Annotated in this window: 13 protein-coding genes; 9 read left to right on the forward strand and 4 right to left on the reverse strand. The window is 71.3% G+C overall.

Features of this window, described 5'->3' with window-relative positions:
* Positions 1-87: 87 nt before the first annotated feature.
* The 5 genes from AB0C62_RS03020 to AB0C62_RS03040 all read left to right on the forward strand — a co-directional run bounded on the left by AB0C62_RS03020 (position 88) and on the right by AB0C62_RS03040 (position 4,718).
* Positions 88-1,326: a MurT ligase domain-containing protein gene (locus tag AB0C62_RS03020; protein WP_362969329.1), complete on the forward strand. Its 1,239-nt coding sequence runs from the start codon at positions 88-90 to the stop codon at positions 1,324-1,326.
* A 19-nt stretch (positions 1,327-1,345) separates the two neighbouring features.
* On the forward strand, positions 1,346-2,074 hold the full coding sequence (locus tag AB0C62_RS03025) for a glutamine amidotransferase (RefSeq protein WP_081223111.1): 729 nt from the start codon (positions 1,346-1,348) through the stop codon (positions 2,072-2,074).
* 256 nt (positions 2,075-2,330) lie between these two features.
* Positions 2,331-3,356: a 6-phosphofructokinase gene (locus AB0C62_RS03030; protein WP_081223112.1), complete on the forward strand. Its 1,026-nt coding sequence runs from the start codon at positions 2,331-2,333 to the stop codon at positions 3,354-3,356.
* Between the two features lie 138 nt (positions 3,357-3,494).
* The gene (locus AB0C62_RS03035; RefSeq protein ID WP_362969330.1) at positions 3,495-4,448 is read left to right on the forward strand and encodes a cytochrome c oxidase assembly protein; all 954 of its coding nucleotides are present in this window, start codon (positions 3,495-3,497) and stop codon (positions 4,446-4,448) included.
* Positions 4,449-4,562: 114 nt separating this feature from the next.
* The gene (locus tag AB0C62_RS03040) at positions 4,563-4,718 is read left to right on the forward strand and encodes a hypothetical protein (RefSeq protein WP_107482888.1); all 156 of its coding nucleotides are present in this window, start codon (positions 4,563-4,565) and stop codon (positions 4,716-4,718) included.
* 36 nt (positions 4,719-4,754) lie between these two features.
* On the opposite strand, the gene AB0C62_RS03045 is transcribed toward AB0C62_RS03040, so the two are convergent.
* The 4 genes from AB0C62_RS03045 to AB0C62_RS03060 are packed head-to-tail and all read right to left on the reverse strand — an operon-like array spanning position 4,755 to position 8,798.
* Positions 4,755-5,960, reverse strand: coding sequence for a histidine kinase (locus AB0C62_RS03045; RefSeq protein WP_362969331.1), 1,206 nt, complete (start codon positions 5,958-5,960; stop codon positions 4,755-4,757).
* Positions 5,957-7,669, reverse strand: coding sequence for a cation acetate symporter (locus tag AB0C62_RS03050; protein ID WP_362969332.1), 1,713 nt, complete (start codon positions 7,667-7,669; stop codon positions 5,957-5,959). Before AB0C62_RS03050 ends, AB0C62_RS03045 begins: the two co-directional genes overlap by 4 nt.
* A 3-nt stretch (positions 7,670-7,672) precedes the next feature.
* Positions 7,673-8,032 carry a hypothetical protein gene (locus AB0C62_RS03055; protein WP_362969333.1) on the reverse strand — a complete coding sequence of 120 codons (360 nt, stop codon included), beginning with the start codon at positions 8,030-8,032 and terminating at the stop codon, positions 7,673-7,675.
* 10 nt (positions 8,033-8,042) lie between these two features.
* On the reverse strand, positions 8,043-8,798 hold the full coding sequence (locus tag AB0C62_RS03060) for a response regulator transcription factor (protein ID WP_362969334.1): 756 nt from the start codon (positions 8,796-8,798) through the stop codon (positions 8,043-8,045).
* Between the two features lie 98 nt (positions 8,799-8,896).
* Between AB0C62_RS03060 and AB0C62_RS03065 the strand changes: the two genes are divergently transcribed.
* The 4 genes from AB0C62_RS03065 (at position 8,897) to AB0C62_RS03080 (ending at position 12,408) form a co-directional block, all read left to right on the forward strand.
* Positions 8,897-9,400 (forward strand): Lrp/AsnC family transcriptional regulator, encoded by a 504-nt coding sequence (locus AB0C62_RS03065; protein WP_081223118.1) that lies wholly within the window; start codon positions 8,897-8,899, stop codon positions 9,398-9,400.
* Positions 9,401-9,525: 125 nt separating this feature from the next.
* Positions 9,526-10,338: a dimethylargininase gene (gene ddaH, locus AB0C62_RS03070; protein WP_362969335.1), complete on the forward strand. Its 813-nt coding sequence runs from the start codon at positions 9,526-9,528 to the stop codon at positions 10,336-10,338.
* Positions 10,335-11,585: an ornithine--oxo-acid transaminase gene (rocD, locus tag AB0C62_RS03075; protein WP_362969336.1), complete on the forward strand. Its 1,251-nt coding sequence runs from the start codon at positions 10,335-10,337 to the stop codon at positions 11,583-11,585. The genes ddaH and rocD overlap by 4 nt, the downstream gene beginning before the upstream one ends.
* A gap of 100 nt (positions 11,586-11,685) precedes the next feature.
* Positions 11,686-12,408 carry a lysophospholipid acyltransferase family protein gene (locus AB0C62_RS03080; RefSeq protein WP_362969337.1) on the forward strand — a complete coding sequence of 241 codons (723 nt, stop codon included), beginning with the start codon at positions 11,686-11,688 and terminating at the stop codon, positions 12,406-12,408.
* Positions 12,409-12,477: the final 69 nt, after the last annotated feature.

Here is a 12,477-nt window from a genome sequence, read left to right on the forward strand (position 1 = left end):
GGGCACGTGAGTGGATCTCGATAGGCTGAGGCCCACACGGTGCCGGGGGCAGGGGCGCGGCGCGTACGCAAGGAGGATCGAGAAACGATGTCAGGCAACTCGGACCCGCTGACGCCGCGGGCCAAGCTGGCCGTGACGGCGGGCAAGGCGGCGGCGGCCGTCTCGCGAGCCGCCGGACGCGGCAGCGGATCGGTGATCGGCGGCCGGGTGGCTCTCAAGCTCGACCCCGACCTGCTGGCGAGGCTGGCCACACACCTGGACGTGATCCTGGTGTCGGCGACCAACGGCAAGACCACGACGACCCGACTGATCGCGGAGGCACTGGGCGCCGCGGGCCCGGTCGTGTCCAACGCGCTCGGCGCCAACATGCCAGCGGGCATCACCTCGGCGCTCGCCGGGGGTTCGGACGCCAAGTTCGCGGTCATCGAGGTCGACGAGAAGTACCTCTCGGGTGTGGCCCGGGACACGGACCCGAAGTGCATCGCGCTGCTGAACCTCTCGCGCGACCAGCTCGACCGGGCCGCCGAGACCCGGATGATGGCCGAGCACTGGCGCGAGGGGCTCGCCGGTTCCAAGGCCGTCGTGGTCGCCAACGCCGACGACCCGCTGGTCGTCTGGGCCGCGTCCTCCTCCCCGAACGTCATGTGGGTGGCGGCCGGTCAGATGTGGAAGGACGACGCCTGGTCCTGCCCGTCCTGCGGCGGTGTGATGCAGCGTCCCGGCGACGACTGGTTCTGCGGGGACTGCGGTTTCCGCCGGCCGACGCCGACCTGGGCCCTGTCCGGGGACCACGTGCTCGACCCGCACGGCTCCGCCTGGCCGATCCACCTCCAGCTGCCGGGCCGCGCCAACAAGGCGAACGCCGCCTCGTCGGCCGCCGTCGCCGCCGTCTTCGGGGTGCCGCCGCAGGTCGCCCTGGAGCGCATGTACAAGGTGCAGGCCGTCGCCGGACGCTACGACGTGGTGCAGTTCATGCAGCGCGACCTGCGTCTGCTGCTCGCCAAGAACCCGGCGGGCTGGCTGGAGACGTTCTCGCTGATCGACCCGCCGCCGACCCCGGTCATCCTGTCGGTGAACGCGCGCGGTGCCGACGGCACGGACACGTCCTGGCTGTGGGACGTCGACTACACCCGCCTGACCGGGCACCCGATCTTCGTCCTCGGCGACCGCAAGCTGGACCTCGCCGTACGCCTCGAAGTCGCCAACCAGCAGTTCCAGGTATGCGAGAACCTCGACCAGGCCGTGCAGATGGCTCCGCCCGGACGCATCGAGGTCATCGCCAACTACACCGCTTTCCAGGACTTGAGGCGTCGTGTCGGCAACTGAGCCACGGAGGACGAAGAGAATGAGTGACAACAGCCTGCGTCTGGTGTGGATCTATCCGGACCTGCTGAGCACCTACGGCGACCAGGGCAACGCCCTCGTCGTGGAGCGCAGGGCCCGCCAGCGCGGCCTCGACGTGGCCCGTCTCGACGTGCGCAGCGACCAGCCGATCCCCACCTCAGGTGACATCTACCTCATCGGTGGCGGCGAGGACCGGCCGCAGCGGCTCGCTGCCGAGCGGCTGCGCCGCGACGGCGGTCTGCACCGCGCGGTGGGCAACGGCGCGATCGTCTTCTCGGTGTGCGCCGGCTACCAGATCCTCGGGCACGAGTTCATCAACGACCTCGGCCAGCGCGAGCCGGGACTCGGCCTGCTCGACGTGGTCTCCACGCGGGGCGAGGGCGAGCGGTGCGTCGGCGACGTCCTCGCGGACATCGACCCGCGGCTCGGCCTGCCCCAGCTGACCGGCTTCGAGAACCACCAGGGCGTCACCCACCTCGGCCCCACCGCCCGCCCGTTCGCGAACGTGCGGCTCGGCAAGGGCAACGGCACGGGTGACGGCACGGAGGGCGCGTACAACGACACCGTGTTCGGTACGTACATGCACGGGCCCGTCCTCGCGCGCAACCCGCTGATCGCCGACCTGCTGCTGAAGCTGGCGCTCGACGTGAACGCGCTGCCGCCGATCGACGACCGCTGGTACGAGGCGCTGCGCTCCGAGCGCATCGCGGCGGCCACCCAGCCCGCCTAGGCGCACCGGCCCGCCGGACGGCGGGCCGGCCGAGAGGAACCGTTCCGGGGAGGAACGGTTCCTCTCGGCGTTTGCGGGGGTACGGAGCCGGCGCGGCCCCGGGGCCCGTCTGACACCGCTTCCGCACAGGTGAGCGGGCACGTCCAGCTGGCGGACGCACGGTGCGGTTCCGCCCCCTCCCGCCGGTAGGGTGGCGGGGATCCTGCCGGACAACGTGGTCCGGTCCCCGGCCCACGTTGAGAAGGTATTTCGGGCTATGCGCATTGGTGTCCTCACGTCCGGCGGCGACTGCCCCGGCCTGAACGCCGTCATCCGGTCCGTCGTACACCGTGCCGTCGTCGACCACGGCGACGAGGTCATCGGCTTCCGCGACGGCTGGAAGGGACTGCTGGAGTGCGACTACCTCAAGCTCGACCTCGACGCGGTGAGCGGCATCCTGGCTCGCGGCGGCACCATGCTCGGCTCCTCCCGGGTCCAGCCGGCGCATCTGCGTGACGGTGTGGAGCGGGCCCGCGGGCACGTCGAGGAACTCGGGCTCGACGCGATCATCCCGATCGGCGGTGAGGGCACGCTCAAGGCCGCCCGCCTGCTGTCGGACGCCGGCCTGCCGATCGTCGGCGTGCCCAAGACCATCGACAACGACATCGCCGTCACGGACGTCACCTTCGGCTTCGACACGGCCGTCGGCGTCGCGACCGAGGCCCTCGACCGGCTGAAGACCACCGCCGAGTCGCACCAGCGCGTGCTGATCGTGGAGGTCATGGGCCGCCACACCGGCTGGATCGCGCTGCACTCCGGCATGGCGGCGGGCGCGCACGCCATCGTCGTACCGGAGCGGCCCTTCGACATCGAGGAACTGGCCGCCAAGGTCGGCGAACGGTTCGCGGCCGGCAAGCGCTTCGCCATCGTCGTCGCCGCCGAGGGCGCCAAGCCCCGCGAGGGCTCCATGGAGTACGACGAGGGCGGCAAGGACGTCTACGGCCACGAGCGCTTCGCGGGCATCGCCCGGCAGCTCTCCATCGAGCTGGAGGAGCGCCTCGGCAAGGAGGCCCGGCCGGTCATCCTCGGGCACGTGCAGCGTGGCGGCACACCGACGGCGTACGACCGTGTCCTCGCGACCCGGTTCGGCTGGCACGCCGTGGAGGCCGTGCACCGCGGCGAGTTCGGGAACATGACCGCGCTGCGCGGGACCGACATCGTGATGGTGTCGCTCGCGGAGGCGGTGGAGACCCTCAAGACGGTCCCGGACGAGCGCTACGCCGAGGCGGAGTGCGTGCTCTGAGACGTTCACATCTGGAACTGCCCCCGGTCGCGAGTGCGGCCGGGGGCAGTTCTAGTCTGGTGCGGACAGAGCGCGCACAACCCTCCCGCACTGCCTTAAAAGGGCCCGGGAGGCACCCTCAGAAACAGGAGCCGGTGGATGGATCACAGCGGGCACGGCATGACCATGGATCTGCCGCCGTTCACGCTGGGACGGGGGCTCACGTGGTCCACGGACCCGTTCTTCCTCGTCGCGTGTCTGCTCGGACTCGGACTGTACGGCTGGGGCGTGGTGCGGCTCGCACGACGCGGCGACAGCTGGTCGTGGGGCCGGACCGTCTCCTTCGTCATCGGTGTGCTGACCGTCCTGCTCATGATGTGCACCCGACTGAACGACTACGGCATGGTCATGTTCAGCGTGCACATGGTGCAGCACATGGTCATCAGCATGCTGTCGCCGATCCTGATCCTGCTCGGCGCGCCGATCACGCTGGCCCTGCGGGCGCTGCCGGTGGCGGCGAAGCGGGGCAACAAGGGGCCGCGTGAGCTGCTGCTGATGTTCCTGCACAGCCGGTACATGCGGATCATCACCCACCCCGCGTTCACCATCCCGCTGTTCATCGCGAGCCTGTACGCGCTGTACTTCTCCCCGATCTTCGACTTCCTGATGGGCTCCAGGGCGGGCCACATCGCGATGATGTGCCACTTCCTCGCCGTCGGGCTGGTGTTCTTCTGGCCGATCATGGGCGTGGACCCCGGCCCGCACCGGCCGGGTTATCTGATGCGGATGCTGGAGCTGTTCGCGGGGATGCCGTTCCACGCGTTCTTCGGCATCGCGCTGATGATGGCCTCGCAGCCGATGGTCGAGACGTACAAGAACCCGCCCGCCTCCCTCGGCATCGACGCGCTCGCCGACCAGACCGCCGCGGGCGGCATCGCCTGGGCGTTCAGTGAGATCCCCTCCGTTCTCGTCCTGCTCGCCCTGCTCTTCCAGTGGTACGGGTCGGAGCAGCGGCAGGCCAAGCGCCAGGACCGGGCCGCGGACCGTGACGGTGACAAGGAGCTGGAGGCGTACAACGCCTACCTGGCCTCGCTCGACGCACGCAGTCGCTGACCGGCGTCGGACGCCGGAAGTCGTCCCGCCCCTGGCGAACCGCGTCCCTCCGGGTGAAAATGGCCCCAAAGGCCACGGCCCGCGCTGCGGGCCAGCCTGGAGGAGGGTGTCGCGATGCCCGGTACGACGAAGACGATGGGGGTGCTCACCGTGGGCGGGCTCGTCATGGTGACGGCCTACACGGTGGCGCTGGGCAGCAACGGCTGGCTGTGGTTCGGCTGGGTCGTGCTCGGTCTGATCACGCTGGGGATGGTGGTCTCCCACGCCTGACCCCGGCGCGAGGCACCCGGCCCCGGTCCGAACCGGTCACTGCCGGGGGCGTCGGGCCGCCGAGTGGACGCCCGGCTGGTACTTGGGCAGCCGTGCGGTGATCTTCATTCCGGCGCCCTCGGCGGTCTCGATGACGAGGCCGTGGTCGTCGCCGTAGACCTGGCGCAGCCGCTCGTCGACGTTGGAGAGGCCGATCCCGCCGGACGGGCTGACCTCGCCGGACAGGATGCGGCGCAACCGGTCGGGGTCCATGCCGACCCCGTTGTCCTCGATGACGACGAGGGCCTCGGCGCCCGCGTCCTGAGCCGTGATGCTGATGTGGCTCTTGTCGGTCTTGCCCTCAAGACCGTGCTTGACGGCGTTCTCCACCAGCGGCTGGAGACAGAGGAAGGGCAGCGCCACCGGCAGCACCTCGGGCGCGATCTGCAGGGTGACGGAGAGCCGCTCGCCGAAGCGGGCGCGGACGAGCGCCAGGTAGTGGTCGATGGCGTGGAGTTCGTCGGCGAGGGTGGTGAAGTCGCCGTGCCTGCGGAACGAGTAGCGGGTGAAGTCGGCGAACTCCAGGAGGAGCTCGCGGGCGCGCTCCGGGTCGGTGCGCACGAACGAGGCGATCACGGCGAGCGAGTTGAAGATGAAGTGCGGGGATATCTGGGCGCGCAGGGCCCTGATCTCGGCCTCGATGAGCCGGGTCCGCGACTGGTCGAGGTCAGCCAGCTCCAGTTGGACGGAGACCCAGCGCGCGACCTCGCCGGCCGCGCGCACGAGGACGGCCGACTCGCGGGGAGCGCAGACGACGAGCGCTCCGTGCACCCGTTCCTCCACGGTGAGCGGGGCGACGACGGCCCAGCGGAGCGTGCAGGAGGGCTCCTCGCAGTGCAGCCGGAAGGCCTCGCCGCGGCCGGTGTCCAGCGGGCCGCCGAGCCGTTCCATGATCTCGGCGCGGTGGTGGGAGCCGACGCCGTCCCAGGCGAGGACCGTCTCCTGGTCGGTGAGGCAGAGCGCGTCGGTGCCGAGCAGGGTGCGCAGCCGCCGCGCGGAGCGGCGGGCCGTCTCCTCGGTGAGACCGGCGCGCAGCGGGGGCGCGGCGAGCGAGGCGGTGTGCAGGGTCTCGAAGGTGGCGTGCTCGACGGGCGTGCCGAGACCGCCGAGGTTCTGCGGCCGCGCGGTGCGTCTGCCGATCCAGAACCCGGCGGCGAGGAGCGGCAGCGCGGCGACGCAGAGGCCGGCGAGGAACCCGCTCACCGGCCTGCCGCCTCGGTGAGTTCCTCCGGGAGGTGGAAGCGGGCGAGGATCGCGGCCGTCCCCGCCGGTACGCGGGCGGCGGTGGCCAGCGACACGAGCACCATGGTGACGAAGCCGAGCGGCACGGACCAGAGGGCCGGCCAGGCGAGCAGGGCGTGCAGCGAGCCGGTGCGCGGATAGCCGGCCATGGTGGCGCCGACGGCGACGAGGGCCGCGCCGCCGCCGACGAGCATCCCGGCGGCGGCGCCGGGCGGGGTGAGCCGGCGCCACCAGATGCCGAGGACGAGCAGCGGGCAGAACGAGGACGCCGACACGGCGAACGCGAGCCCGACCGCGTCGGCGACGGGCAGCCCGCCGACCAGCACGCTCGCGGCGAGGGGTACGGCCATCGCGAGGACGGTGCCGAGCCGGAAGTGCCGTACGCCGCGGGAGGGCAGCACGTCCTGGGTGAGTACTCCGGCGACCGCCATCGTCAGTCCGGAGGCCGTGGACAGGAACGCGGCGAAGGCTCCGCCCGCGACGAGCGCGCCCAGCAGGTTCCCGCCGGCTCCGCCGATCATCCGGTCGGGCAGCAGGAGTACGGCGGCGTCCGCGTCGCCGCTGAGGCTGAGTTCGGGGGTGTACAGCCGGCCGAGCGCTCCGTAGACGGGCGGCAGGAGGTAGAAGGCGCCGATGAGGCCGAGCACGGCGACGGTGGTGCGGCGGGCGGCGACGCCGTGCGGGCTGGTGTAGAAGCGGACGACGACGTGGGGCAGGCCCATGGTGCCGAGGAAGGTGGCGAGGATCAGTCCGTACGTCGCGTAGAGGGGGCGTTCCTCGCGCCCGGCCGCCAGCGAGGTCGACATCCCGCCGTTGCTGCCGCGGTCGGCCGCGGGGACCGGGGCGCCGCGGTCGAAGGTCAGCCGGGTGCCGCGCTCGACATGGTGGGTGCCGGGCGGGAGCCGGAGCCGCGCGGCGTCGTAGCGGCGGCCGTCCACGGTGCCGGTCGCGGTGACGGTGAGCGGCCGGGCGAGGTTCAGGTCGACGGTGTCGTCGATCCGCACGAGGCGCTGCTCACGGAACGTCGGCGGTTCGTCGAAGGCGTGGCGGGGTGCGCCGTGGGACTGCCAGGCGAGGACGAGGAAGAGCGCCGGGACGAGCAGGGCGGTGAGCTTGAGCCAGTACTGGAAGGCCTGCACGAAGGTGATGCTGCGCATGCCGCCCGCGGCGACCGTGGCGACCACGACGACGGCGACGAGGACGCCGCCGAACCAGTCGGGCGCGTCCGTCATGACCGCCAGCGTCAGGCCAGCGCCCTGGAGTTGGGGCAGCAGGTACAGCCAGCCGACGCCGACGACGAAGGCGCCGGCGAGCCGCCGCACCGCCTGCGAGCCGAGGCGCGCCTCCGCGAAGTCGGGCAGCGTGTAGGCGCCGGAGCGGCGCAGCGGCGCCGCGACGAACAGGAGCAGCACGAGGTAGCCCGCGGTGTAGCCCACGGGGTACCAGAGCATGTCGGGTCCCTGGACGAGGACCAGACCGGCGATACCGAGGAAGGAGGCGGCGGAGAGGTACTCGCCGCTGATCGCGGCGGCGTTGAGGCGGGGGCCGACGGTGCGTGAGGCGACGTAGAAGTCGGAGGTGGTCCGGGAGATGCGCAGACCGAACGCACCGACCAGGACGGTCGCGACGACGACGAGGGCGACCGCGGGGACGGCGTAGTTCTGGTTCACGGGTCAACGGTCCTCGACGAGCCGCACGAAGTCGCGCTCGTTGCGTTCGGCCCGGCGGACGTACCAGCGGGCGAGCAGGACCAGCGGCGGGTAGACGCAGAAGCCGAGGACGGCCCACTCCAGTCCGGCGCGGTCCGGCATCGCGGCGAAGAACAGCGGCAGCGGGGCGACGAGCAGTACCAGGACGGCGAACACGGCCAGCGCCACCCGGAGTTGGCTGCGCATCAGGGAGCGTACGTAGGTGTGACCGAGGGTGGTCTGTTCGTCGATCTCGGTCCGTGGCCGGTAGTAGCCGGACGTCTGGCCGGCGCGCCTGGGTGCTCCGGTGACGACCACACGGCGTTCGGCGGGGTCCTGCGGCACGCCGTCCTCCTCAGCTCGTGGTCCGGCGCAGCAGCAGGTCGCGCAGCTGTCGCGCGTGGCGGCGGCTGACCTGGAGTTCGACGGCGTCGACGAGGACGCTGACGGTGCCCGCGTCCAGGCGGAGTTCGGCTATGTGGCGCAGGGCGACGAGGTGGCGGCGGTGGATGCGGACGAAGCCGCGGGAACGCCAGCGTTCTTCGAGGGTGGACAGCGGAATGCGCACCAGGTGGCTCCCCTGCGCGGTGTGCAGCCGGGCGTAGTCGCCGTGGGCCTCGACGTGGGTGATGTCCTCGACGGCCACGAAGCGGGTGACGCCGCCGAGTTCGACGGAGAGGTGGTCGGGGTCGGGCTCGTGGACGGGGATCCGCGGTGCGGTGTCGCGGAGTTGGGCCGCCCGGCGGATCGCCTCGGCGAGCCGTTCGCGCCGTACGGGCTTGAGGACGTAGTCGACGGCCTTGAGGTCGAAGGCCTGGACGGCGAAGCCCTCGTGGGCGGTCACGAACACGACGAGCGGCGGCTGCGCGAACCCGCCGAGCAGCCGGGCCAGGTCGAGTCCGTCGAGGCCCGGCATGTGGATGTCGAGGAAGACGACGTCGATCGCCTCGGGGCCGCCCGGTCCGGACTCCAGGGCACGGTTGATGCGGCGCAATGCCTCGGTCGCGTCGCCGGCTCCCTCGGCGCTGCCGATCCGGGGATCGGCGTTGAGGAGGTACAGGAGTTCCTCCAGGGAGGGTTGCTCGTCGTCGACGGCGAGGGCGCGCAGCATGAGAGTGGAGTGTAGGAGCGATTCACGCGGCTGGACACGTGCGGGACATGGCCGTCGTACCCGGCGGGGTGGTGCCCGCCGCTGGATACAGTGCCGCCATGAACAGCAAGCCCGCGATGTTCGACGAGCTCGACCGCAAGATCATCACCGCTCTGATGGCCAACGCCCGGACGAGCTTCGCGGAGATCGGCGCGGCGATCGGCCTGTCCGCCACGGCGGTCAAGCGCCGGGTCGACCGACTGCGCGAGACGGGCGTGATCACCGGGTTCACCGCCACGGTGAAGCCGGTCGCGCTCGGCTGGCGCACGGAGGCGTACGTCGAGGTGTACTGCGAGGGGGCGGCCCCGCCGCGGCGGCTCGCGGAGGTGGTGCGCAACCATCCGGAGATCACCGCGGCGATGACGGTGACCGGGGGCGCGGACGCGCTGCTGCACGTGCGGGCGGTGGACGTGGAGCACTTCGAGGAGGTGCTGGAGCGCATCCGGGTGGAACCGTTCATCCGGAAGACGATCAGCTACATGGTGCTGTCCCACCTGCTGCCCGAGGCACCGGAGGCGGGGGCGACTCACGCGGCCCCGGACGACGCAGGAAACGTGCGCTGACCCAGCCGATCACGCAGCGATGGTGCGCGTACACGCAGCTCTCATCGCTTGTCGCCCGTATCCCCCGTTTCCTACCGTTGAGGTATCCACCCAGCCGACACCGCAGGAAGCGGAGGGACCCCTCTGTGCCCGACAGCCGTGTGCCGCGCCCCCGGCGCTTTCTCGTCTGCGAACCCAGACACTTCGCCGTGCAGTACGCGATCAATCCCTGGATGCATCCCGACACCCCCGTGGATGTGGATCTCGCGCGCGATCAGTGGAAGGCGCTGATCAGCGCCTACCGCGCGCACGGCCACTCCGTCGACTCCGTCGAGCCGGTCGCCGGCCTGCCCGACATGGTCTTCGCCGCGAACTCCGCGCTCGTCATCGCGGGCCGGGTCTTCGGCTCGTACTTCCACGCGCCGGAGCGGCGCCCCGAGTCCACCGCCTACGACACCTGGTTCAAGACGGCCGGGTTCGACGTCTACCGTCCCGAGTCGGTCTGCGAGGGCGAGGGCGACCTCGTCCCGACCCGCCACTACGTCCTGGCGGGCACCGGCTTCCGTACGACGCCCGAGGCGCATCGCGAGGTCCAGGAGTTCTTCGGCGTCCCGGTGATCACGCTGCGTCTGACCGACCCACGGTTCTACCACCTCGACACCGCGCTGTTCGTCCTGGACGACGAGAACATCGCCTACTACCCGGAGGCCTTCTCGCCGGGCAGCCGCGAGGTGCTGGCCCGGCTGTTCCCGGACGCGGTGGTCGCGACCCGCGAGGACGCCTTCGCCTTCGGACTCAACTCCGTGTCCGACGGCCGTCACGTCTTCATCGCGCCCCGCGCCGAGGCCCTGGCCGGTCGGCTCGACCGGCACGGCTACGTTCCCGTCCCCGTCGACCTCTCGGAGTTCCAGAAGGCCGGCGGCGGCATCAAGTGCTGCACTCAGGAGATCCGCTCATGACCGCTCCCGCCCGTGTGAGCAACTCCGCCGTCGACGCTGCGCGCGGCTCCGCCGAACTGATCCGCGCGGAGGCGCCCGTCCTGGCGCACAACTACCACCCGCTGCCCGTGGTCGTCGCGCACGCCGAGGGCGCCTGGGTCGAGGACGTCGAGGGGCGCCGCTACCTCGACATGCTGGCCGGCTACTCCGCCCTCAACTTCGGCCACCGCAACCCGGTGCTGATCGAGGCGGCGCACCGCCAGCTCGACCGGCTCACCCTCACCTCACGGGCGTTCCACAACGACCGGCTGGCCGGATTCGCCGAGTCCCTGGCCGAGTTGACCGGCCAGGACATGGTCCTGCCGATGAACACCGGCGCGGAGGCGGTGGAGAGCGCCATCAAGGTGGCCCGCAAGTGGGCGTACGAGGTGAAGGGTGTCGAGCCCGGCCGGGCGACGATCGTGGTGGCCGCGGACAACTTCCACGGGCGCACCACGACCATCGTCAGCTTCTCGACGGACGAGACGGCGCGGGCCGGCTTCGGTCCCTTCACACCCGGCTTCCGCGTCGTCCCGTACAACGACCTGGCCGCGCTGGAGGCGGCGATCGACGAGACCACCGCCGCGGTACTGATCGAACCCATCCAGGGCGAGGCCGGTGTGGTCATCCCGGACGACGGCTATCTCGCCGGTGTCCGCGAGCTCACCCTGCGCACCAACTGCCTCTTCGTCGCGGACGAGATCCAGTCGGGGCTCGGCCGCACGGGGACCACCCTGGCGGTGGACCACGAGTCCGTCGTCCCCGACCTGGTGCTGCTCGGCAAGGCCCTGGGCGGGGGCATCGTGCCGGTCTCCGCGGTCGTCGGGCGCCGGGACGTCATGGAGGTGCTGCGTCCGGGCGAGCACGGCTCCACGTTCGGCGGCAACCCGCTCGCCGCGGCGGTGGGCTCCGCGGTCGTCGGCCTGCTGAGGACCGGCGCGTACCAACGCCGGGCCGCCGCGCTGGGCGTGCTCCTGCGGGACGGTCTGACGACGCTGGTGGGCCGCGGCGTGGTGGGTTTCCGCTCGCGCGGGCTGTGGGCGGGCGTCGACATCGACCCGTCCATCGGCACGGGCCGTGAGATCAGCCAGGCGCTGATGGGCGAGGGGATCCTCGTCAAGGACACCCACGGCTCGACCATCCGTCTGGCACCACCGCTCACCATCACGGAGGACGAACTCGGGACGGCTGTCGGGGCCCTGGAGAAGGTTCTGACGCAAGGGGTCTGATACCGGCCAAGGGGCCACAGAGGGTGACTCCGGAACGGTTACGCCCGGCGACGGCCGCGCCTACACTGATCGCTCCCCCGGGGAAATGAGGAGCGCTCCAGTGTTCTATTACGTGCTCAAGTACGTTCTTCTTGGTCCGCTGTTGAGACTGGTCTTCCGGCCTCGGATCGAGGGCCTCGAGCACGTACCGTCGTCGGGCGCGGCCATCGTGGCCGGCAATCATCTGTCCTTCTCGGACCACTTCCTGATGCCGGCGATCCTGAAGCGCCGGATCACCTTCCTCGCGAAGGCCGAGTACTTCACCGGGCCGGGGATCAAGGGCCGGCTGACGGCCGCGTTCTTCCGCAGCGCGGGGCAGATCCCGGTCGACCGCTCGGGCAAGGAGGCCGGACAGGCCGCGATCCGCGAGGGCCTCGGCGTCCTCGCCAAGGACGAGCTGCTCGGCATCTACCCGGAGGGCACCCGGTCGCACGACGGCCGCCTCTACAAGGGCAAGGTCGGCGTGGCGGTGATGGCGCTGCGCGCCGAGGCGCCCGTGATCCCCTGCGCGATGATCGGCACGTTCGAGGCGCAGCCCCCGGGCCGGAAGCTTCCGCGGATCCACCCGGTGTCGATCCGCTTCGGCGAGCCCCTCGACTTCTCGCGCTACGCCGGGATGGAGAACGAGAAGACCGTCCTGCGCGCCATCACCGACGAGATCATGTACGCCATCCTCACCCTCTCCGAGCAGGAGTACGTCGACCGGTACGCGGCCGACGTCAAGAAGGAGGAGGCCAAGAAGGCGGAGTCGCGGCGCCCGTTCCGCCGCACGCCGTCGAGTTGAGCGGCCCCGGCGACCGGCCGGGAAGACGGGAAGGGGGCGGCCGGTAGGAACCGGCCGCCCCCTTCCCGT

It is taken from the genome of Streptomyces sp. NPDC048643 (assembly GCF_040650615.1).
GTDB lineage: Bacteria > Actinomycetota > Actinomycetes > Streptomycetales > Streptomycetaceae > Streptomyces.